The 23,840-nt window shown below is 34.5% G+C and carries 20 protein-coding genes and 1 pseudogene; 9 read left to right on the top strand and 12 right to left on the bottom strand.

Features of this window, described 5'->3' with window-relative positions; genetic code table 11:
• From Q5N74_RS18270 to Q5N74_RS18260, 3 genes are all read right to left on the bottom strand, one after another.
• A partial coding sequence (locus Q5N74_RS18270; protein WP_304390437.1) for a hypothetical protein occupies window positions 1–956 on the bottom strand: 956 nt, incomplete at its 3' end.
• Between the two features lie 62 nt (window positions 957–1,018).
• On the bottom strand, window positions 1,019–1,672 hold the full coding sequence (locus Q5N74_RS18265) for an outer membrane protein (RefSeq protein ID WP_304390436.1): 654 nt from the start codon (window positions 1,670–1,672) through the stop codon (window positions 1,019–1,021).
• A gap of 40 nt (window positions 1,673–1,712) precedes the next feature.
• A complete protein-coding gene (locus tag Q5N74_RS18260; protein ID WP_304390435.1) occupies window positions 1,713–2,219 on the bottom strand; it encodes a T9SS type A sorting domain-containing protein in 507 nt (168 codons plus the stop codon).
• Window positions 2,220–2,552: 333 nt separating this feature from the next.
• On the opposite strand from Q5N74_RS18260, the gene Q5N74_RS18255 reads away from it, so the two are divergent.
• Complete coding sequence (locus tag Q5N74_RS18255; RefSeq protein WP_304390434.1) at window positions 2,553–3,737, top strand: helix-turn-helix domain-containing protein; 1,185 nt, start codon at window positions 2,553–2,555, stop codon at window positions 3,735–3,737.
• 1 nt (window position 3,738) lies between these two features.
• Here Q5N74_RS18255 and Q5N74_RS18250 read toward each other — a convergent pair whose 3' ends face one another.
• Window positions 3,739–4,704, bottom strand: coding sequence for a GSCFA domain-containing protein (locus tag Q5N74_RS18250; protein ID WP_304390433.1), 966 nt, complete (start codon window positions 4,702–4,704; stop codon window positions 3,739–3,741).
• An 87-nt stretch (window positions 4,705–4,791) separates the two neighbouring features.
• On the bottom strand, window positions 4,792–7,404 hold the full coding sequence (alaS, locus tag Q5N74_RS18245) for an alanine--tRNA ligase (RefSeq protein ID WP_304390432.1): 2,613 nt from the start codon (window positions 7,402–7,404) through the stop codon (window positions 4,792–4,794).
• 301 nt (window positions 7,405–7,705) lie between these two features.
• Here alaS and Q5N74_RS18240 point away from each other — a divergent pair, with 301 nt between their 5' ends.
• The 5 genes from Q5N74_RS18240 to Q5N74_RS18220 all read left to right on the top strand — a co-directional run bounded on the left by Q5N74_RS18240 (window position 7,706) and on the right by Q5N74_RS18220 (window position 10,979).
• Window positions 7,706–8,677 (top strand): M23 family metallopeptidase, encoded by a 972-nt coding sequence (locus Q5N74_RS18240; protein ID WP_304390431.1) that lies wholly within the window; start codon window positions 7,706–7,708, stop codon window positions 8,675–8,677.
• Entirely contained in the window at window positions 8,677–9,006 is a 330-nt protein-coding gene (locus Q5N74_RS18235; RefSeq protein ID WP_304390430.1) for a MerR family transcriptional regulator, read from the top strand. Before Q5N74_RS18240 ends, Q5N74_RS18235 begins: the two co-directional genes overlap by 1 nt.
• Window positions 9,007–9,070: 64 nt before the next feature.
• A complete protein-coding gene (locus tag Q5N74_RS18230; protein ID WP_304390429.1) occupies window positions 9,071–9,658 on the top strand; it encodes a LemA family protein in 588 nt (195 codons plus the stop codon).
• Window positions 9,658–10,095: a TPM domain-containing protein gene (locus Q5N74_RS18225; RefSeq protein ID WP_304390428.1), complete on the top strand. Its 438-nt coding sequence runs from the start codon at window positions 9,658–9,660 to the stop codon at window positions 10,093–10,095. The genes Q5N74_RS18230 and Q5N74_RS18225 overlap by 1 nt, the downstream gene beginning before the upstream one ends.
• Complete coding sequence (locus tag Q5N74_RS18220; protein ID WP_304390427.1) at window positions 10,092–10,979, top strand: YgcG family protein; 888 nt, start codon at window positions 10,092–10,094, stop codon at window positions 10,977–10,979. The genes Q5N74_RS18225 and Q5N74_RS18220 overlap by 4 nt, the downstream gene beginning before the upstream one ends.
• Window positions 10,980–11,143: 164 nt before the next feature.
• Here the strand turns inward: Q5N74_RS18220 and Q5N74_RS18215 are convergent, their stop codons facing one another.
• The 5 genes from Q5N74_RS18215 to Q5N74_RS18195 form a co-directional block, all read right to left on the bottom strand.
• On the bottom strand, window positions 11,144–13,699 hold the full coding sequence (locus Q5N74_RS18215; protein WP_304390426.1) for a TlpA disulfide reductase family protein: 2,556 nt from the start codon (window positions 13,697–13,699) through the stop codon (window positions 11,144–11,146).
• 65 nt (window positions 13,700–13,764) lie between these two features.
• Entirely contained in the window at window positions 13,765–14,202 is a 438-nt protein-coding gene (locus Q5N74_RS18210) for a protein-disulfide reductase DsbD domain-containing protein (RefSeq protein WP_304390425.1), read from the bottom strand.
• Window positions 14,203–14,422: 220 nt separating this feature from the next.
• The gene (gene der, locus Q5N74_RS18205) at window positions 14,423–15,727 is read right to left on the bottom strand and encodes a ribosome biogenesis GTPase Der (RefSeq protein ID WP_304390424.1); all 1,305 of its coding nucleotides are present in this window, start codon (window positions 15,725–15,727) and stop codon (window positions 14,423–14,425) included.
• Between the two features lie 123 nt (window positions 15,728–15,850).
• Complete coding sequence (gene era, locus Q5N74_RS18200) at window positions 15,851–16,732, bottom strand: GTPase Era (RefSeq protein ID WP_304390423.1); 882 nt, start codon at window positions 16,730–16,732, stop codon at window positions 15,851–15,853.
• 129 nt (window positions 16,733–16,861) lie between these two features.
• Window positions 16,862–17,563, bottom strand: coding sequence for an FKBP-type peptidyl-prolyl cis-trans isomerase (locus Q5N74_RS18195; protein WP_304390422.1), 702 nt, complete (start codon window positions 17,561–17,563; stop codon window positions 16,862–16,864).
• A 347-nt stretch (window positions 17,564–17,910) separates the two neighbouring features.
• On the opposite strand from Q5N74_RS18195, the gene Q5N74_RS18190 reads away from it, so the two are divergent.
• The 3 genes from Q5N74_RS18190 (at window position 17,911) to Q5N74_RS18180 (ending at window position 21,843) form a co-directional block, all read left to right on the top strand.
• Window positions 17,911–19,497, top strand: a complete 1,587-nt coding sequence (locus Q5N74_RS18190) for a solute:sodium symporter family transporter (protein WP_304390421.1) — start codon at window positions 17,911–17,913, stop codon at window positions 19,495–19,497.
• A 337-nt stretch (window positions 19,498–19,834) separates the two neighbouring features.
• Window positions 19,835–21,280 (top strand): NAD(P)/FAD-dependent oxidoreductase, encoded by a 1,446-nt coding sequence (locus Q5N74_RS18185; RefSeq protein ID WP_304390438.1) that lies wholly within the window; start codon window positions 19,835–19,837, stop codon window positions 21,278–21,280.
• An 83-nt stretch (window positions 21,281–21,363) separates the two neighbouring features.
• Window positions 21,364–21,843: a DsrE family protein gene (locus Q5N74_RS18180; RefSeq protein WP_304390420.1), complete on the top strand. Its 480-nt coding sequence runs from the start codon at window positions 21,364–21,366 to the stop codon at window positions 21,841–21,843.
• A gap of 63 nt (window positions 21,844–21,906) precedes the next feature.
• On the opposite strand, the gene Q5N74_RS18175 is transcribed toward Q5N74_RS18180, so the two are convergent.
• Together Q5N74_RS18175 and Q5N74_RS18170 are read right to left on the bottom strand one after the other, a co-directional pair.
• A complete protein-coding gene (locus Q5N74_RS18175) occupies window positions 21,907–23,223 on the bottom strand; it encodes a leucine-rich repeat-containing protein kinase family protein (RefSeq protein ID WP_304390419.1) in 1,317 nt (438 codons plus the stop codon).
• Between the two features lie 404 nt (window positions 23,224–23,627).
• Window positions 23,628–23,840, bottom strand: a pseudogene (locus Q5N74_RS18170) (hypothetical protein); the annotation flags it as partial.

Genomic DNA, 23,840 nt, shown 5'->3' with positions numbered 1-23,840 from the left:
GCGTCAACATCCGATTGAACCGTATCAATATTAGTTTGAAGTGTAGTATCCGCAGAAATACGTGCTACTTCATTTGCATCTACATCTGACTGAACACTTGCAATAGCCGTATTCGCTGCCGTTTCATTAGCGTCAACATCCGATTGAACCGTATCAATATTAGTTTGAAGTGTAGTGTCTGCTGAAATACGCGCAGATTCATTTGCATCTACATCTGACTGAACATTTGCAATAGCTGTATTCGCTGCTGTTTGATTAGCATCAACATCCGATTGCAATGCATCTAGGTTTGATTTTAAATTGGCATCAGCAGTTGCAAGGTCACCTACTTGGGTAACCAACTTAGTATCTAGCGCAATTTCTGCATTAGTAGCTCTTACAACTTCTGCTGCTAAAGCGTTAGAATTTACAACTATGGCTGCATCAGCGTTTGTTTTATTTAGATCTATCGATTCTTGTAAAGAAGACTCTGCTGAAACAGCTCTACTTCTTTCTGCAATAATATCCTCCGTATTATTCAATATCGCTTCAGCATCTTCAATGTTAGCAGGCTGAGGCATAAAGGTTAATTCTTGTTCACTTAACAAGGTATACGCATTCCCTTTCCCATAAAAATCAATTTCTACTTTTAATTTTTTTGAAAAACCACTCCAACGAATGTCTTCAAAAACTTGAAATCCTTTTTGGGTACCACGCCCAATTAGTAGGTTTATCATACCATAAATATCTGTGGTTGCTTCATGATATTCCTGATATTCTTGAGTATTAAATTCATCAAGGACTGTAAATTGAACAAAGACTTTACTATTTGCCAAAATACTAGTTTGGGCATTTGCCCCTGGAAGTTCTTTGGTATTTGGATTTAATATTACGGCTTGGTAACTAATTCCAGCTGTTTGAGAAAAACCCTGAAAACCTGCGACGATTAACAAAAGTATTAGTAATAATTTTTTCATAAGATATAGGTTAGTTTTTATGATTTAGGACTTAATCAGTTTTCCTTATTATTGAATTTATATTAACTTTTAGATGTCGAATTAGCATTAAACAGCTTAATTAAAACACCAAAACCGATAGAATTACTTTTAATTTTTAAAGATTCATCATCACCTCTATTTGTTTGATCTAAACTCTTTCCATATAGATATTGAGCATAAAAAGACAAATCGTTTGAAACAGGGTACCCAATACCGGCTCCTAGTTTAAAACTCACCATCACTTTATTGAAATCATCTGAATTCTTCAAATTAATAACCTCATTGGAAAGCGTTTGGCTTCCATTTATTAAAAACCCAGTTGATATGCCTCCTTTAGCATAAAAGGATGCTTTTTTAAAACGGAACAAGGTATAATCTAAACCAAGGTTAAACTCTAAATAATTAGTCTGCCATTCCAAAATACCTTCTACAGCTTGATCACTTCCAATAGCACCATAACCTACATATGTAGCTCCCAAATCGGCATGTACCTTGTCATTAAAAACAGCTCTTTTATAACCAATGGCCATAAAACTTTGAGTGGTTGCTTGTAAATTATCTAAGCCTGCGCCCGACGAATCTTTATAATCGAAGGTTGAAGACGTTTTTCCCGTCTCCAAATACACCTCTTGTGCTGAAGCTACGGCCGCAAAAAAGAGGCACAGAACTAATTGAGTTACTTTTTTAATATTCATATTCATTAGGTTGATTTGGTTTTTGATATATAAGTGGTTATTATCTCTTTATAATTTTTTCAATGAATTGCTTTTTATTAGCAACCGCTTTTAAAATATACTCTCCCGAAGGCAACATATTCAAATTTAAATCCAGTTTTTGACTAGGTTTATAATTACTAGAAAACACTCGTGCTCCCAGCATATTAAATACGGTTATAGCGATTTCGCTAGTAATATCATCCTGAAAACCTAATGTAATTTGCACATCAAAAGGATTTGGATACACATGTAACTGAAGGGTTATTGGTGTATTTTTGTCAATAATTTTAGATAAAATATTGGGTTGAATAAATCCTTGTCGCACATTATACCCTTCCGTATTTGTATAAGTTCCAATAGCACTTGGTTGTCCAATACTTTGTTGAACCACATAAGCATGGTCGCCCTGTACAACATCGACAGAAGCTCCAGAAGCGCCAGTTGTAGATCTTACTAAATTTGATTGTGAAAAAACATTTTGTTGACAAACACAACAAAAGCATACTAATAGAACTAGCTTTATCATAAAGGTTAAGTTTATTGGGCGTTATACTAATTATTTTTAATGATCATTTTAACTATTGAATAAAAAACAAAAATTAAGAAGTCATTAACAATGATGTAAACATAGTGATTAAATTGCATTTCAACCTATTAATTTGCATTTAATCGACTTTTATGCGTAATCAGTAAGTATTTACGCAAATCAATAAGAATAAACAGGCCTAAAACTGGTAATTAATGGAACTTCTTATGTTATTCTTAAGCAAAAGAAGCTAGGCATCCTGTTGTTTTCGGCGATTTTTATAAAAAAAGGCCGTCATAATTTGCTACTTTTGCCAATAAACCTCTCAACTAAGTGATAGAATCATTCTTATTTTTATTCACTGGCATAATTGGCTTAGTCACCATCACTATAATGATAACCTCTTATAGGTCTAACCCATTTTACAATGCCTTTTTATTATTAATTATTAGCATTGTTTCATTACGATTTTTAGTTCATGGAAGTTTTGAAATGGGCTTACAACACCAAATCTCACCAGATCAAGGACCTCAATCACTATTTTTTCTTGTTGTAATACCTGCCTTCTATTTGTATTACAAAAATTTAGTTCTTCAAAATAAAACCTACGACGTTAAAGATTTAAAACATCTTATTTTTATAGTCCTATTATTCATTTGTAATACACATTCATTCATTACAGACAGCTTCATCTTTGCACACAGGCGTATTATAAATTTAACTTTAGTAGCCGGTTTCATCCTATTCTATTTAGGACGGATAGCTAAATTTTTAAGCAAAAATATTTGGTTTAAAAAAGGCCTACTTATTAATAACACACAATTTAGATTGGTAAAAAACTGGACTATTTGTCTGTTTACTCAAAATTTTTTAGCGACCATCACGTTGCTAATCTCCATTTACACAGAAGTTTCAGCGAAATCTAATCTTTCAGGAAAATCTCTAGGCGTACTACTTCTTCTCTATTGGCTATTTATATATTTTAAAATTTTAACGGCACCCGAAATTTTATACGGACTCCCTATTCTTAACAAAAAAATATTAAAATTTAATTTACCCGAGGAAGACCATTCGCAACCTGAAATATTAAAAAACGAGAATTGGATTTTGGATGTCAATGACACGAAGAACGATCCAGATTTGAAGCTACAAGAAAAAATAATGTCGAATATTGTTAGCTATATTCAAGAAATAGATCGATTAAGTGTAGACGAATTTATTTTTAGAAACCCTAAAGCAGCACCTGCCGATATTGCTAACAAATTAGGCGTACCAACAAGCCACATTGTGTACTTATTTAAATACCATTCGAGTAGTACTTTTTCAGAATACCGTATGCATTCTAGAATTAAAGACAGCATCCATTTAATAGAACAGGACTACTTAAAAACAAATACTTTAGAATCTCTAGCTTATAAAACAGGGTTCGCGTCTTACAATCCTTTTTTTAGTGCCTTTAAAAAAGTAACAAACCATTCTCCGCAAGACTATTTAAAGTCTACAAAACAGTATTCTTAGATTAAAAACGAATGTGGGTATGTTTTTTTTGAAGCTGAAGTTGTTTCTCTTGAATTTTTAAAAGAAATTTTTGATGTGCTTCAGAATGAGAATTGAAAGGTTTATGGCTTAATCCTTTTTGAACCTCATCTACCATTTTCATAGTCTCTGAAACTTCACTTGACATCCACACTTCCTGAAACTTTTCCCAAATGTATTGTACTGCTGTAGCATTAGGATGCAACATATCTTCAGCATAAAAACGATAATCACGAAGCTCATCCATCATAATTTCATAAGAAGGAAAGTAGGCTGATTGACTATTATCAATGGACACTTGGTGATTGAGGCATTTATGAATCGCCGTAATTAAATGTGCTTTACTCTGGGTGTTTTCAATAAAACCATCTTTAATATGACGCACAGGAGATACCGTAAAAATCACAGAAGCCTTCGGGTTTATGCCTTTAATCATATTCACAATACAATCTAACGATTCTGTAATAGATTCAACCGGTAGTAATTCTTTAGCAAACTGCTTCTGAGGTACTTTATGGCAGTTCGCTACTAGTTGTTCCGATTCTAAAATTCGATACACCCAGGCCGTTCCTAAAGTAATTATAATATGTGTTGATTTGTGTATTTGTTCTTTGGTTGATTTGATGGCTTCATTCAAACTCCCCAACAACACTTCCTTTGAGGGATGACTTAATTTTGAATGCGCCTCAAAACAATGCCATTGTTCATTTTGAAAAAAAATATCAGATTCAGAATATTCCTTTTCATTAATAGCATTTGAAATTAACGATTCAATAGCTTTAGGCTGAAACAAAATTCCAAACGGATTTTGCAAGACTTGAAACTTAAAATAGGACAACCTCTCTCCTATATTCTCTACAAAACAAGACCCTAACAATAGTATGTTAGAATGATAGTCTATTAGACTACTAGACTGTTTTTGTAAAGGTATTTGGGTTTGTAATTTCACCTATTTAAAGTTACAAAGTTTCAAAGACTCAAAGTATTACAGCTTAATTTTGAAACTTCGCTACTTTGTGTCTTTGAAACTCTTATTCTATCCTATATAATTTTTCGCCTTTTCCAAAGCCTCTTCAATTCCTGCCGGGTTTTTACCTCCTGCAGTTGCAAAAAATGGTTGTCCGCCACCGCCACCTTGAATGTATTTACCAAGTTCTCTCACTACAAGTCCGGCATTCAAGCCTTTACTAGCTACCAATTCTTTTGATATGTAGCAAGATAATAATGCCTTCCCATCATTTTCAGTAGCAAATAGTAAAAACAAATTATCGCTATTTTGTCCTAATTCAAAAGCCACATCTTTAATACCAGAAGCATCTAAATCTAGTTTCTTAGCTAAAAACTGAATACCATTTATTTCTTGTAACTCACTTTTAAGCTCACCTTTTATGTTTTTTGCTTTCTCTTTCAACAAAACTTCAATCTGTTTTTTTAAACCAGCGTTTTCATCTTGTAAATTTTGTAATGCTTTAACAGGCTCTTGAGCGTTGTTAAGCAACTCTTTCATTTCGAAATACACTTTATTGTTTTCAGAATAAAAATCTTTAACAGCATCATTCGTAATCGCTTCAACACGACGAATTCCCGCAGCCACAGCACCTTCAGACACTATTTTAAAATGCCAGATATCGCCTGTATTTTTAACGTGTGTACCACCACAAAGCTCCATCGATTTTCCAAAACGAATAGCGCGTACGGTATCTCCATACTTTTCACCAAACAAACTCATGGCGCCTTCTGCAATCGCTTCATCTTTAGGCATGTTTCGTTTTTCAATAAGCGGCAATTTGCTCGCTATCCTAGAGTTTACAAAGGTTTCAACATCTTGCAATTCTTCATTTGATAATTTAGAAAAATGTGAAAAATCGAATCTTAAATTTTTAGAATGCACAGCACTTCCTTTTTGCTCGACATGGGTTCCTAAAATTTCACGTAATGCTTGGTGCAATAAATGCGTCGCTGTATGGTTACACTCCGTTCTATAACGTTGTGCACTATCTACAACCGCTTTAAACGATTCGTTGATGTGATTCGGTAAGTTTTTAGCAAAATGGATGATTACATTGTTTTCCTTTTTCGTGTCTAAAATATAAACCACATCGCCATGCACATCTTCCAAATAACCTTTATCACCTACTTGACCACCACCTTCTGGATAAAACGGTGTTAAATTAAACACCAATTGATACATTTCGCCATCTTTCTTAGAGACTACTTTTCTATATCTTGTTAATTTCACATTAGCATCAAGCGTGTCGTAACCTACAAATTCTTCTTCTTTATCATCAACTAATACAACCCAATCTTCGGTACTCATTTCACTAGCGGCACGCGATCTGTTTTTTTGCTTCTGAAGTTCTTCATTAAAGCCTTTTTCATCGAGACCCAGACCTTTTTCACTTAAAATAAGTGCGGTTAAATCTATTGGAAACCCATAAGTATCATACAATTCGAATGCTTTTCCTCCAGAAACGGTAGTTCCTTTTGTTTCTTCAACGATACGGTTTAACAACACCAAACCTTGATCTAGGGTTCTTAAAAAGGATTGTTCTTCTTCTTTAATAACATTCTCTACTAGTTGTTTTTGAGCTTTCATTTCAGGGAAAGCGGTTCCCATTTTTTCACTCAATACTTCTACCAGTCTATAAATAAAAGGTTCTTTTTTATCTAAAAAAGTAAAACCATAACGTACAGCACGACGTAAAATACGGCGAATTACATAACCAGCACCTGTATTACTTGGCAACTGCCCATCGGCAATAGAGAAAGCAACGGCACGCACGTGATCTGCAATCACACGAATGGCAACATCTATCTTTTCATCTTTACCATATTTTTGGTCGGTAATGGTTTCAATCTCTCTAATTATTGGCGTAAACACATCAGTATCATAATTAGACTGCACACCTTGTAACACCATACATAAACGCTCGAAGCCCATACCGGTGTCGATATGCTTATCTGGCAAACTTTCTAAGCTCCCATTGGCTTTTCGGTTGTATTGCATGAATACTAAATTCCAAATTTCCACAACTTGTGGGTGGTCTTGATTTACTAAATCTTTACCCGGAATTTTCGCTTTTTCTTCCGCAGAACGAATATCAACATGTATTTCACTACATGGTCCACAAGGTCCTTGGTCGCCCATTTCCCAGAAGTTATCTTTCTTATTCCCTTTCAAAATACGATCTTCAGAAATGAATTGCTTCCACAAATCATAAGCTTCCATATCCATAGGTAAGTTATCTTCTTCGCTTCCTTCAAAAACGGTCACGTATAAAATATCTTTATCAACACCAAAAACATCTACCAATAATTCCCAAGCCCAGGCAATAGATTCTTTCTTAAAATAATCGCCAAAGCTCCAGTTACCCAACATTTCAAAAAGGGTATGGTGGTAGGTATCATAACCAACTTCCTCTAAATCATTATGTTTTCCAGAAACACGTAAACATTTTTGACTATCTGTAATACGGCTGTTTTTTGGTACGGCATTCCCTAAAAAATATTCTTTAAAAGGCGCCATCCCAGAATTTACAAACATTAAACTTGGGTCATCTTTAAGAACCATAGGTGCAGATGGTACAATGCTGTGCTTTTTATCTTCAAAAAAACTTAAAAATTTAGATCGAATATCTTGTGACTTCATGAATTATAGGTATTACTTCTTAACGCTTACATGCTGTTTGCTTTTCATCTTTTGATTTACCTGCAAACGTTTGAACATGGCCGTTTCATTTATAAAATGGTTACTATGTTGTTAAATTGGTATTAATTGCAAAACAATTTTTATCTTTACTTTTTTCAAAATATTTTAAACTTTAATAAAAACAGACTTTAATCTTAGTATCAAACAACTAACTGATACTATTTTTAAAAACGGGTCGTTAACTATTAAAATTCAATATTAATGGCATTTAATAAAGTGCAAAAATAGAATAAATTAGGAAATGAGTAAGGTAAAATATTATTACGATGCAGAATCGTTGTCTTACAAGAAAATACAACGTAAAAAAAGGAACACGCTAAAGTATGCTTCTGTGTTTATTTTGGGCTCTGCATTATTCGGGTTTCTATTTGTTTTTATAGCTAGCCAGTACGTAGAATCACCTAAAGAACGCGCATTAAAACGCGAACTTCAAAACGCCCAATTGCAATTTGAATTGATAAATAAAAAAATGAAAGAGGCTGAAACTGTTTTAGCCGATTTAGCAGACCGCGACAATAATATTTATAGAGTTTATTTTGAAGCCAACCCCATACCAGACGAACAACGTAAAGCTGGTTTTGGTGGTGTAAACCGTTATAAAAGCTTAGAAGGGTTTGACAATTCTAAATTAATTACTGAAAGTAATAAACGCTTAGATGTGCTACAAAAACAAATAGTAGTACAGTCGAAATCGCTTGATGAAATTGCAGTACTCGCAGAAAATAAAGAAAAATTACTAGCAGCAATACCCGCTATACAACCTGTTAGAAATGAAGATCTTAAAAGAATGGCCTCCGGTTACGGTATGCGATCCGACCCTTTTACCAAAGTTAGGAAAATGCACTACGGCATGGATTTTTCGGCACCTAGAGGCACACCTATTTACGCCACTGGCGATGGCATTATAGACCGCGCAGACAACAGAGCTACTGGCTATGGAAACCATATTAGAATAGTGCACGGTTACGGATACGAAAGTTTATATGCCCATTTATACAAATACAATGTTAGAAAAAACCAAAAAGTAAGACGTGGTGATCTTATTGGATTTGTTGGTAGCACCGGACGCTCTGAAGGACCACATTTACATTATGAAGTTTATAAAGATGGAGAACGTATAAACCCCATCAACTTTTACTACGGAAGTTTAACTGCCGAAGAATTTAATGACTTACTGGAGCATGCTTCATTAGAAAACCAATCTTTAGATTAATGCACATAGAATTACCCGAAAAACGATACTATAATATTGGCGAAGTAGCCAAAGCATTTGGTGTAAACACCTCTTTAATTCGCTTTTGGGAAAAGGAATTTGATGCGCTTAAACCTAAGAAAAATGCTAAAGGCAATAGAAAATTCACGCCCGACGACATTAAAAACCTTAAATTTATTTACCACCTCGTTAAAGAACGTGGCTTCACACTTGATGGTGCTAAAACGCATTTAAAAGAAGAAAAAAAAGAATCTCTTTCTAATTTTGAAATCATAAGTAAATTAGAAGACGTAAGGAACCAACTGATAAAAATAAAACAACACTTGTAACATTTTTAAAGTTTTCACTACTTACAATCAAAACCAAATTATAAACAAAAAAAAATTAATTACAATGAAAAAGTGGTTACCATTAATAATTATTGTTGCTGTCATATTTTTAATCATAAAATGGGGTGTTGGAGTAAACAATATGCTTGTTGAAAAAGAAGGGCTTGCAAAAGCACAATGGGCTAATGTTGAAAGTTCATACCAACGACGTGCCGACTTAATACCTAATTTAGTAGCAACAGTAAAAGGTTATGCTGCACATGAAAAAGAAACATTAGAAGGTGTTATCAAAGCCCGTTCAGAAGCAACCAAAACAACTATAGATGCTAATAACTTAACACCTGAAAACATGGCACAGTTTCAACAAGCGCAACAAGGCTTAACGGGTGCTTTATCTAAATTATTATTGGTAGTTGAAAGATATCCTGATCTAAAAGCGAATCAAAACTTTTTGGAATTACAATCTCAACTTGAAGGCACAGAAAACAGAATCAACGTAGAGCGCAACAGGTTTAATGGTATTGCAGGTGAATATAATATTATCATAAAAAAAATTCCAACAAATTTTATTGCTAGCATAGGAGGTTTTAATGGCATGCCTTTATATAAATCTGACGCAGGTAGTGAAAACGCACCAAAAATTGAATTTTAATGTCGAAAGTTGAAGATTTCTTAACAGCCAATGAAGAACAAGAGATTATTGAAGCTATTAGAATAGCCGAGTTAAACACATCGGGAGAAATACGAGTTCATATAGAAAAAACCTCTAAAGGCGATGCTACAAATCGTGCTTTAGAGGTTTTTTATATGTTAAAAATGGATAATACCAAATTACAAAATGGGGTATTAATTTATGTTGCCGTAAATGAAAAAACCTTTGTTATTTATGGAGATAAAGGTATTAACGATGTCGTTTCTAAAGACTTTTGGGATAGCACTAAAGATGTGATGCAGTCGCATTTTAAAGTGGGGAATTTTAAACAAGGTATGGTTGATGGCATTCTAAAATCTGGTGAGCAACTTAAAAAGCATTTTCCATATACAGATTTGGATACAAACGAACTATCAAACGAAATTTCTAAAGGGTGAGATATTCAATATTCAGTATGCAATCGCAGTCGCAGTCGCAGTCGCAGTTTAAGAAAAATAGCCGATTAATTCTTTTCGTATTAATCACTGTGCTATCTTTTAGTTTTACTTATGCGCAATTTAAAATTCCAAAAACACCCGAATTTCAAACAAGTGTTTACGATTATATTAATCTGTTGTCCGCTGCTGAAAAAAGCAGTTTAGAAGAAAAATTAGTTAAGTATTCGGATACCACATCAACACAAATAGTCATTGCTATAATTAATTCCACCGAAGGTGAGAACATTGATTATTTAGGCACCAAATGGGCTCATACTTGGGGTATTGGACAAGCGAAAGAAGATAACGGTGTTTTTATACTACTAGCAAGAAACGATAGAAAAATAACCATAAAAACAGGCTACGGCGTTGAGCATTTATTGACAGATGCTATGTCGAAGCGTATTATAGAACGTGATATCATTCCGTTTTTCAAACAAAACAACTATTACGGTGGTTTAAACCGTGGTTCGGACGCTGTTTTTGAAGTCTTAACCGGCGAATATCAAGGCACTCGTGAAACTTCTAATAAAAAAGATTCGCCTTCAGGATTTGTAATCATACTTGTTTTCATATTTATCATCATTATGATTTCTATTTCAAACAACAGGCGTGGTGGTGGCAAGGGAGGAAACCGAGGTAATAAATCGGGTGGCTTTAGTATTCTAGACGCTATTATATTAAGTAACATGGGACGTTCTTCTGGTGGAGGTTTTGGTAGCGGAAGTTCTGGCGGCGGTTTTAGCGGCGGTGGCGGCTTTGGTGGCGGTTTCGGCGGTGGCGGCTTTGGTGGCGGTTTCGGCGGTGGCGGCTTTGGTGGCGGTGGCGCTTCTGGGGGTTGGTAAATTTAGTTTCCAGTCGCAATATTTAGTCGCAGTGCTCTCATTTCTTACTAAAAGGTTATTTAACGTACAAGAACTATCTTAAAATAAAAATGCTCGAATCAGGCTTTAAACAAACCTAATCCGAGCATTTTTAATTATCTATTTTTTTTTTAATATTGAAGTTCTTATTTCTCTATTTCCATACTTAAAAGCGCCTTTAAATCGGCATTGCTTTTGTGTCCCAATTTATCATTTACAACATCCCCTTCTTTATTTACCAAGGCATAGTGCGGAATTCCTGAAATTTTAAATTTATCAGTCAAGTAATTCCATTCGTCTTTCGACACCCTATAATGTTCACCTTTAATATCTGGGATCGAATTTTGCCATGTTTTTTCAGGAGAACTAGGCCCTGTAACATACAGAAAAACCACATCTTCCTCTTTCATTTCTTCTTTAAGCGGTTTAATTCTTTCAATACCAGTTTTACATGGCCCACACCATGTTGCCCAAAAATCGACATACACAACTTTACCTTTAAACTTCTCTATCATAGACTCAAAAAGCTCGTCTCCTTCTGTTTTTTCAACTTCATTTACGACATAACCCTTTTTTGTTTTATTCGCTTCAATTTTAGCTTTAGTTTTTTCGTTTTCATAAACAATATAATTTGCAAGAAAAGGCGAATTAATCGTTTCTTGTAATGATTCCACCTTAGCATCAGAATACGGTATGAGGTTTCTATCAAGCTCACCTAGACTTTCCTGTAATTTTATAATATCAAAAACAAAAGCCTCCTTCGTATTAAAAACTTCATGCATGTTATCTTCCTTAGCACTACTACGCTTTTGAGCGTACAAACCACTTATAGCCGGTGTATTTCTTTTAAAAAACGCATTTGCCACTTCTCCATGGATTTTATAATAATGAGTGCTTCTCTCCCGTTCTTCTGGTGTATTTAAATCACTAAATGCGTTTAACATGTTTTCCTCTTCAACTGTTAAACTGATACCTTTCTTTTTAAAATCACTTACAAGGCTAACACTCTTGTTTTCATCTTTCATAATTTCACTAAAAGCTTCACCGTGTTCTTTCAAGAAAACACTAAGCCCCTTTTGATACTTCATATTGAAATGCTTTTGTTTTGCCATAATCTCCTGGGTTTGCGTCACTTTACTCGCCTTAACCATTTCTATTTCTTCTGGAGATAACACAACACCTTCCTTTTTAAGTAGCTCCGCTAATTGAGCTGTTGTAAAAGACACACTGCTTGATATATTCTCACTAAAAATTTCAGCAAACCGAAGCCTATTAATAAAACTGCTATAATCACTTGACATAACAGCCAACCTATTATCAAGAATATCTTTGGTAACAATATCGTAATATGAAGCATCAACTTTATAATCTGGATAAGTCAAACTATCCTTCTTTGTTTTATCTTTTTCAAGACGCCTTAAAGCAGAACGTTTTTGAAGGTCGAAGCTTAATATGTTTTGAATTGCCGATATTTCAATATCTAATTTTTTAATTTGAAGTGCCTTCTGGCTGATAAATTGTTGTTTTATTAAAGCATTAACTGCCGCCATTTCTCGATTTTTAATTTCTATAACACGCGATTTAAAATCTTCTGGTTTTATGTTCAAAATATCTTTATATGCTTTTCTATAATCGAAATAATTAATAGAACTCATGGCTAGCAAATCTGTATTTATTTGAGCACTGTTTCCCATAAAAAGGTTTTCATCTTTATTTACGAAATGAAAAGTTTCTTTCCCAGGTTCAACAAACACCTGAAGATTGACGCCACCACCTCTCACTAAGATGAATTTAGGGTGATCAATTGCAAACTTTACAGAAAAACTTCCGTCGTCAGCAATCTTTACTAAATAAGACTCTTGGTTACCCGTAAACGCATTGTTCACATACACCATAGCGGTTGAAACTTTAAGTCTTGATGAATACCCTTTTATAACTCCCGAATAAGTCGTTGAGTCAGTTTTTAAAATGGGTAACGTATAAGCAACATCATTTTTAAATTTATAATTAGGATTATGAGTGTGGTTTTTACTATAAAGCTTTAAGTCCTTTTTATTTTCACCTATGGTAACCAATCCTTTTTTATCAATTTTAGCATAAACAGTTTTTATTTCGCCTTCTTTTTCAAGCGTCAGAACGTAGTTTCCCTTTTTATTTTCAACTGATTTATAATTCCACACCTTACTATCTACAATGGCTTTATCACTTAAAAACGTATAACTCCATTGGTTACTCCCATCTGTTGTAAACCAATTATCTTTAAGCGCTTTTGGTAATTTATTTAGCAAACTATCTTCATTCAAAACAATGTCATAAACAAACCATGTGCCACCATCATTTGCCTCACCAAAGTCTAATTTAGTTGTAGAATCGGCTATTTTAGGGAAAAACAATTTATATTCTACTTCACCTGAATCTGGCATAAAAAAACGCTCTTCCATAGGAATGCCTTCCGCTTTTACAACGAATAATTTATCGTCACTCTCCACATCTTTTATAAATGTTTTATTCGGCAGGAAAATCCAATAATTTGGTTTATATTTTATATGAAAATGAAATACAGTAGCATCCTCTAAAAATTCAATTTTTGTTATTTCTCCTGGCACTGTACTAAACCCGTATTCTGGATTTGTAATTACTTTTTGTGAATACACCTGGGAACTAATGAGTCCCAATAAAAAGATAATGACGTATTTTTTCATAATTAATAGCTTTATAGTTTATAAAATATTCTTGAAAATTCAGCTTGAACATACTTAAAACTGCACTATAGCGCAATTTCAAAATCATCATATCCTGGCACACACTTTTCACTGTTGCAGGACATATATTCAATCTCTCCTATTATTTTTAAAGGGCTATTATTTCGTTTTTTAATACGTTGCTTAAAAATTGCTTTGGTATCGAAATATTTAATTTTCATATCAAATACTTTTTCATAAACAACATGCCCCTTTTCTTCTGTAGTATCGCCAACTAAAGTATAATTAGAACTTGACGTAAATATAAAAATGGTAGGTAATGGTCCGTTTTCAGGAACCTGTTGTGAATACAAATGCCAAGATGTATCGATGTTTGCCGTTAAAACAATGGTGTATTCTAAATTTGAAATCTTTTCAACTGAAGTAACCCATTTTACGGGTTCAAGAATTTGGGAAAAGCTGAATCCCGAAACAAGCAAAAAAAGTAATATTATTTTTCTCATAATTACAGTAAGACCATAAATATAAAGCATAATATTAAACCTACAAATAAATAGCATACGTAATTAATGGTACGACTTCTTACGCACATACACACGCATAGAAACCGTAAAAAAAAATGCTCGGATTAGGCTTTAAATAAACCTAATCCGAGCATTTTTAATTATCTATTTTAATGTGCTATAAATTACACACCCTAGAAGACAAAAGTTAATAAAACCTTTACTTCTTACGCATATACACACTCACAGGAACTCCCTTAAAATCGAAATGTTCACGTAATTTATTTTCCAGAAAACGCTTATACGGTTCTTTAACGTATTGTGGCAAATTACAGAAAAACGCAAATTGTGGTTGTGGCGTTGGCAATTGCATGATGTATTTAATTTTTACATACTTAGCTTTATTTGCCGGTGGGGGGTAATTCTCAATGATAGGTAACATAACCTCATTAAGCACACTTGTTTTGATCTTTTTAGTACGGTTATTATAAACCTCAACAGCCGTTTCTATCGCTTTATAAATACGTTGTTTAGAGAGTGTAGAGATAAATATGATAGGCACATCTGTAAAAGGTTCCATTTCCTTTCTTATCGCTTTTTCATACTCTAGGGTTGTTTTATGGTCTTTCTCTACCAAATCCCATTTATTAACCAAAATAACAACACCCTTTCTGTTACGCTCTGCCAACCAAAATATATTTTGATCTTGACCATCAAACCCACGAGTAGCATCTAAAACTAATAGACACACATCACTATGTTCGATAGCACGTACACTACGCATTACAGAGTAAAATTCTAAATCTTCTTTTACTTTTGATTTTCTACGGATTCCCGCTGTATCAACCAGATTAAACTCAAAACCAAAACGGTCGTATTTCGTATCGATAGAATCTCTAGTTGTACCCGCAATGTCGGTTACAATATAACGATCCTTACCAATTAACGCGTTTATGAATGATGATTTCCCTGCATTTGGACGACCCACTACTGCAAAACGAGGTAATTCCTCATTAATTACGGTTTCCTTTTCAGGAAGCGCCTTAACTAAGGCATCTAACAAGTCTCCTGTTCCACTACCATTTATACTAGCAACAGTAAAATATTCACCTAAACCTAAAGAGTAAAACTCTACAGCATCTTCAGCACGCTTCGCATTATCCACTTTATTTACAACAAGAAATACGGGTTTGCTTACTTTACGAAGTAGTTTTGCAACATCTTCATCCATTCCAGTTACACCATTTTCAACATCAACCATAAAAATAATGGCATCCGCTTCATCAATAGCTAACTCTACTTGCTTATCTATTTCTGCTTCAAAAATATCGTCGCTACCTAATACATAACCACCAGTATCTATAAGTGAGAACTCTCTACCGTTCCAATCACTTTTACCATAATGGCGATCTCTTGTAACCCCACTTACGGCATCAACAATAGCTTCTCTACGTTGAATTAAGCGATTAAAAAATGTTGATTTCCCTACATTTGGGCGACCTACTATTGCTACGATATTACTCATCTTATTTATTGTAAACAGTCTGTGACTGATTTATTATTTTATTTCTTGAAATATTTTGCAAAAATAGGAAATATACACAACCTAAAGTGCTTTTTTACAAAAGATTAAAATATAGTGTATTTACTAATTATTATAACCGAAACGGCGTAACTGTTTTTGGTTACTTCTCCAGTTTTTATTCACCTTCACATAGGTTTCTAAGTGAATTTGTTTTCCGAAAAAAGCTTCTAAATCTTTTCGAGCTTCTACGCCAACGCGTTTTAAGGCGCTTCCTTTATGCCCAATAATGATTCCTTTTTGAGTTTCGCGCTCTACCATAATCACGGCGCGTATTCTAATAATCTCCTCTTCTTCAAAAAACTCTTCAGTTTCTATTTCAACCGCATACGGAATTTCCTTTTTGTAATGAATTAGGATTTTTTCACGAATGGTTTCATTTATAAAAAAACGTTCAGGCTTATCGGTTAACTGGTCTTTTGGGTAAAACGCAGGCGATTCTGGTAACAAATCGATGATTCTATTAAACACTTCTTTAACGTTGAAACCTTGTAAAGCAGAAATTGGAAAAATCTCCGCATTCGGTACTTTCTCTGCCCAAACTTGCACTTGACTTTCTAATTGTTCTTGATTCGATTTATCAATTTTATTTAAAAGAAGTAATACAGGAATTTTAGAACTGGTAATTTTATTAAAAAACGCTTCATCTTTCAATTCTTGCTCACCAATTTCAACCATATAGATTAACACATCGGCATCTTCAAAAGCAGACTTCACAAAGCCCATCATACTTTCTTGCAGCTCGTAAGCTGGCTTAATAATACCTGGCGTATCTGAAAGTACCACTTGAAAATCTTCGCCATTCACAATACCTAAAATACGATGACGCGTTGTTTGTGCTTTCGATGTGATGATGGATAACTTCTCACCTACAAAGGCATTCATTAAAGTAGATTTACCTACATTAGGGTTTCCAATAATATTTACAAAACCTGCTTTGTGGCTCATAATTGTTGTTTTTAAGATGCTGCAAATTTACAACCTTGATTGGTTTATTCAACTATATATCTGTCTATAAACAAAAAAAACAGAAAGTTGCCTTTCTGTTTTTTTTATATGTGAAAATAAGTTTGCTACTTATTCAACAATCTCTAATAATTCAACTTCGAAAATTAAAGCAGAGAATGGTTTAATTTTCTCACCAGCTTGTCTTGCACCGTATCCTAATTCTTGTGGAATGAAGAATTGGTACTTAGAACCAACAGACATAAGTTGTAAACCTTCTGTCCATCCTGTAATAACTTGACCAACACCAAACTCAGTTGGCTCACCTCTATCTACAGAGCTATCAAATACAGTACCATCAACTAATGTTCCATGGTAATGTACTTTTACTTTAGAATCGGCAGTTGGTTTTGGTCCTTTACCTTCTTTTAAAACTTTATATTGTAAACCACTTTCGGTTACTTTAACACCTTCTTTACTTTTGTTAGCTTCTAAGAAATCAACACCAACAGATTTTCCTTTTTCAGCTTCTTCTTGTTGCTCTTTCATTTTTTCAGCTTGTTTCTTTTGGAAATATGCTGTTAAAACTTGTTGACCATCTTCTTCTTTAATTAAAATATTGGTAGAATCTAGTGCATTCATATATCCTTGGATGAATAATTCACTATCAATTTCTGAAACACTTGCTTTTACATTTCTAGCTACGTCCATACCAATGGCATAACTTACTGAGTCTAACTCTGTTTTTAATGCTCTGTTTGAAACTCCTTGTCCACCACAAGATGATAAAATTGAAGCTGATAACACAACTCCTAAAAATTTAATTATTTTCATTTTCTTATTTTTATTTAATTTGATGTCAAAAATAGCAAATTAAAATTCAGAATACCGCAGTCTTTATATGATTTTTAACGTATTTAATCGATAAATTTTTAAATTTTGATCATTATTATTTTGAAAAAGTCATAGAAATCTCCAACACCACATCCACTTATTCAAAAAAAACTAAAAACCTTTTTCGTTTGAAGTATTATTCTTAAAAAAAAACATGGTAGATCTAAAAACAAGGTAATTTTATATTTATTCAGCAATTCAATTATAAAAATCACTTCATAAATCCAAACTATAATTTATATTTGAACTCAACTAAAATTCTAAACTAAAACTAAACAAACACAATTATGCAAATTTTATCATTTTTAGGTTTTACAATATTAGTAGCAGTCGTCTCGTATTATAAAACTAGAAACACCAACGAATCGACATCGGACGGTTACTTTCTGGGTGGCAGAAGTTTAACAGGCGTTGTTATTGCAGGTTCATTACTTTTAACAAACCTTTCTACCGAGCAAATTGTTGGTTTAAACGGTTCGGCTTATAAGGAAGGCCTTTTAGTTATGGCTTGGGAAACTTTAGCTGCTATTGCTATGGTGGTAACGGCTATATTCTTATTACCACGGTATTTAGGTGGCGGTATTGCTACCATTCCTACCTTTTTAGAACGTCGTTACAACAAAACTACGAAAGCCATTACCTCTGGGTTATTTTTATCGGGTTATGTGGTTGTGCTATTACCCATTGTACTTTACTCTGGAGCCTTAGCTATTAATGCCATGTTTAATGTGCCTGAAATGCTAGGTGTTTCGAAGAATGTCGCTTTATGGATTACGGTATTTTCCATTGGAATTATCGGGTCTATCTATGCTATTTTTGGAGGTTTGAAAGCCGTTGCCGTATCTGATACTATTAATGCAGTCGGTTTATTAATTGGAGGTCTTTTAATTCCATATTTTGGTTTACGTGAAATTGGAAGCGGAAGTGTTTCTGAAGGTATTACAACCTTAATGGCTTCTAATCCTGAAAAATTTAACGCTATAGGTGATGCCAGTTCGTCTATTCCTTTTTCTACTATTTTTACAGGAATGATGCTCGTTCAACTATTTTACTGGGGGACCAACCAAGCTATTATACAAAGAGCTTTAGGTGCTAAAAATTTAAAGGAAGGTCAAAAAGGATTATTATTAGCCTCTTTTATTAAAATTCTAGGGCCGCTTATTGTGGTACTTCCTGGTATTATTGCGTTCCATTTATTTCAAGGTAACCTTGCAAATCCAGATGAAGCTTACCCTAAATTAGTAACACAAGTATTACCGGCATCTTTAGTTGGATTTTTTGCCGCAGTACTTTTTGGTGCTATTTTAAGTTCGTTTAACAGTGCACTTAACAGTTCTGTAACCTTATTTGGTATTGATATTTATAAAGAATTCATTAATAAAGAAGCTTCTGAAAGAGAAACAGTAAAAGCCGGAAAACTTTTCGGTGTGGTTTTAGCACTGCTCTCTATGTTTGTAGCTCCTTTTATTGCCAATGCTCCTGATGGTTTATTTGGATACCTTCAAGAGGTTAACGGCTGTTACAGTATTCCTATTTTAACCATTATTGTTGTGGGGTATTTAACAAAACGTGTCCCTGCAAAGGCTGCAAATATTGCAATTGTTTTAGGTGCTGTTCTCTATATGATAAGCCAGTTTGTACTGAAACCTTATGTGTTTGGAGCAGACAACTATCCGCATTATTTACATGTTATGGCTATTTTATTTGTGATGAACATCATCATCATGTTAATTATCGGGAAGTTAAATCCGAGACCAACAGAGTACCATTTAGAACTTACGCATGAAGTAGATGTAACACCTTGGAAACATGCTAAAACCATTGGTGCAACGATTACTATAATTGTTATTTCTATATATATATATTTTTCATAGAAAGAAAGCTAGAAACAGCAAATTAAAAAAGGGGTAGATTTTACAAGATAAAATCTACCCCTTTTTTTTTATTTATTGATTTTCATATCAACATACATGTATACTAATTTTAGACCCTTGAGACTCTTACACTTTCTATTCAATTTACATTTACTAAATTAGCCCTAATTCATAAGAAGGAATTTCTAAATGAGTAATTCAATATGTTGGAGAATCTTGAGATAATAAAGCAAAACATTATAATTATTCTAAAGAGTATATTATTTGAAATGCAGAACCATCTATAAGAAACTTGAAAACAGACTATTTAGACAAGATAAATAAAGGCGTAAACAGAATGGAACATGAAGAGGCAAGCTGGACGATGTGTCCCGAATGTAAGGGACGCGGTAAAAAAAGACGGAGGCTCCGCAAGAAGGTGCGAGCCAACTACCAATTCGCATTAGAACAATTTGAAAAAACCAAACGTGAAGGAACAGCCCCTGTAAAACCTAAAGGGCATTTATACGCTTGTTTGAATTGTAGCGGTTCAGGTTTGATTCCTTACGCCTGCCACCCTGCAGCTGATAAAGAAAACTACCCACACGTCGCTATTATTGGCGGTGGCATTGGTGGTGTAGCGCTTGCCGTCGCTTGTCTACATCGCGGCATCCCTTTTACACTTTACGAACGAGATAACGACTTCAATACACGCTCTCAAGGCTACGGACTCACTTTGCAACAAGCTAGTAAAGCGATAGAAGGGTTCGGACTTTTCACATTAAACGAAGGCGTGATATCCACTAGGCACGTGGTTCACACCACAGAAGGAAACATAATTGGTGAATGGGGCATGAGAAAATGGATACAACCCGATGCAAAAACACCTCCGAAACGTACTAATGTGCATATCGCACGACAGTCTTTGCGCTTAGCACTACTGCAACAACTCGGCGGGCATAAGGAAGTACAATGGGGACATCAGTTAATTGGTTATAAAACAAGTCCAGGTAATCCAATTGACCTTACTTTTCAAGTAAACGGCGAAATAGAAAGCGCCCGAGCAGACCTTGTGGTTGGAGCCGATGGTATTCGCAGTTCGGTTCGAAAAATATTAATTGGTGATGACATCACCCCACTACGCTATTTAGGTTGTATTGTGATATTGGGCATTTGCCCTTTGAAAGATTTGGAAGGTATTGATAGCTCTCTACTAGACTCGGCTACGGTGTTTCAAACAGCAAATGGGAATGAACGCATTTACATGATGCCTTACACAACAGACTCTGTGATGTGGCAACTTAGTTTCCCTATGCCGGAAAAAGAAGCTAAGGCATTAAGTAACCAGGGGACTAAAGCACTTAAGGCAGAAGCACGCCGCAGGACACCGTGGCACGACCCCATTCCTCAAATTTTAACAGCCACCCAAGAAACTCAAATTTCTGGCTACCCCGTATATGACCGCGAATTACTCAAGCCCGAATTACTAGCGCAAGAAGAACAAATAACACTAATTGGTGATGCAGCACACCCCATGAGCCCTTTCAAAGGACAAGGTGCAAATCAAGCATTGCTAGACGCCCTCGCACTTGCTCGAAGAATCTCAAGAACCTGCGGCCCCTTTTCTCAATGGAGAGAGACGGGAATTAGAAAAACGGTATTAACGGCATTTGAATTAGACATGTTAGATCGCTCCGCTTCAAAAGTGAAAGGTTCAGCCGAAGCTGCTGAGTTTCTGCATTCCGAAATTGTGCTCCATGAAGGTAACGAACCTAGAGGCCGACACTTAAAGAAAAAAAAATAAACGAAATAAATTTAAAGATGAAATCAACTGTTATAACAATAATCTTCTTAAGCCTTTGTCTCAATACCTGCTTAGGTCAAACAATGAAGCCTGAATACGGTCCGGTTTTCGACCAAATTGGAGCCACATTCAACATTAAAGACGCAGATTTTACTCCAGATTCTACATCGGTTCTCAAAGCCATCTTTGATATTGACTATATGCCTAAAGACTCCTTGGCTTCAAACCCGCTCATTTCCAGTCTTCATCGGTATTTGAATATGCATGTTAAAAGTGGCGTAAAAGAATCGAACATTTCTCTAGCGTTTGTTTTACATGGAGATTCTACAAAGGATGCTTTATCGGATGCTGCTTACATGAAAAAATATGGCATTAAAAACCCTAACACCTATTTAATTAAAACATTATCAGAACATGGGGTTGCTATGTTTATATGCGGACAATCTGCTGCTTATTCGGGCATTTCAAAGTCTGAACTTCTGCCTGAAATTAAATTAGCTTTATCTGCCATGACGGTATTGACGATCTATCAATCTGAAGGTTATTCACTTATTAAATTTTAGTTTATTCATCATTTAAAAATAAGAGAATACTGGTACGAACGTGACTAAAAGATAAATAATACCTCATGAAAGGTCCTTCTGAAAATTATTTAATTCCTCTAAAATATTAGAAAAACTAGGTCGAACTTTAACATCTGGACTTGTACAATCCGCTATTAATTTTTTCCATTTATTACGAAGCGGGATGTTCATTTCATTTTCATCAACAAGACCCAACACATCTTCCAACAAACACGCATATGCTCGCACTTCAACGCGTTCAATAGTCGTTGCAAGTACTGAATTTACATTATAAACAGAAGCGGCACCAAAATCGCCTAAAAGACATTCTGCCGTTTTATTCACCAATATATTGTGTGCATAAAGGTCTCCATGATTAATACCTTTACTGTGTAATTGACAACTAACTGAAGCGATACTTTTGGCTATATGTAACAACTCGCCTCCATTAAAAACGGATGAGTCATCAAAAACATCTCTAGTACAAGATTCCAGACTTGGAGGATTCCCCAAATTAATATACGTAGGAGATATAAGTTCCATTATTAGGCCGCTTTTAGCTTCTGGATGGTTTTTTATTTTCCCTAAAACTTGAATTAAATTAACATGCATCCCAGCAGCAATGGATATTCCCATTTCATCTTCTGGTAATCCATCACTGGTTACATCACCTTTAAAAACCTTAATGGCTACTTCCTCGTTTTTGAAATTCCAATGTGCTTTTGAAATTAATCCTGAAGCGCCCTCTCCTATTTGCTCATTAATCGTAAAATCGTTCCAATCAATCGAATCTATATCCGTTTTTAATTGTATTCTTTCTGAAGCAGGGTTTCCACCAAATGCTACCCAAGACAGTTTTGGCAACTCGAATAACCATTCTGGAATAACCTTAAGTTTGTTTGCCGAAATTCTTAGGAGTTCTAATTTTTTGCAGTTCACCATTTCAGATGGTAATTCTTCAATTAGATTTCCTGCTAAGGCACATTTTTGTAGCAATGTACAATTCCCTATACTTTTTGGTAATTTTGCAATCTTATTATCGGTTAAAATTAACCAATTTAATAATGGCGGAAAGGCGTTTTCTGGCACGCTTTGAATTTGGTTGGATTTAAACCCAATCATACTCAAAACGGGCAATTCCCTAAGGATAACAGGAAACGCTGTAAAGTTATTACGTGCAAAAAATATGATTCTTAATTTCTTTAGCTGAGATATGCTATCTGGTAATTCAGTTAATTGATTGTCGGATAGATCTAAAACTTCCAGCGTTTCAGAAAGTTCAATTATTTCTTCTGGAAACTCCGTCATACCACAGGCTAATTTTAGTCGTTTTAAACCAATTAATTTCCCTGATTTTAATTCTTCTAAAGTGTAGGTCATATCTAAAAATAATAGAGCACAAACTTAAACTATTATTCACTTTTATGACTGGTTAAACGGATAAACAATTGGTTATTATGTTGAACTGGACTAAAGAGGAGGCTAGAATATTAATTTAGACTACTAAATACAAAACCGAGGTGTTTTGTTTTATATGTGTATAAAAAACGGATTGTGAGAACACAATCCGTTGATTTCATTAGCGTGAAGCTTTGTAGCGGGAACTGGACTCGAACCAGTGACCTTCGGGTTATGAGTTCTAATAGGTGCTTGTCTTTAACACAAACACTGGGCTTCCCAGCTGCTATTTTTGAAAATCGTGTTCTAAAACGTGTTCCGTTTTATGTTCACTTTTGTTTATATTAATTTTGGTTCAAATTAACTAATTTTAGTCAATTTCAAAATTATTTCTCCATATAATCTTGCCATTGTATTAGTACATATTTATCAACGGTGTTCTCTGTCCGCTTTATAAATCCAAATTCATAAACAAATAAATAAACATCGCCTTTGGTGTTCTTCCAATAGTGCGTAAAGAAGTTGGCATTAAAGCCCAATTCTTTTAAAAGATCTGCTCTCACGGTAACCTTACCTCCTTTGTTATATTCCTTAAGTAT

It is taken from the genome of Mariniflexile sp. AS56, from assembly GCF_030552475.1.
Classification (GTDB): Bacteria; Bacteroidota; Bacteroidia; order Flavobacteriales; family Flavobacteriaceae; genus Mariniflexile.
The sequence above is the reverse complement of the archived record's forward strand: the minus strand, read 5'-3'. Positions and strand labels throughout refer to the sequence as shown.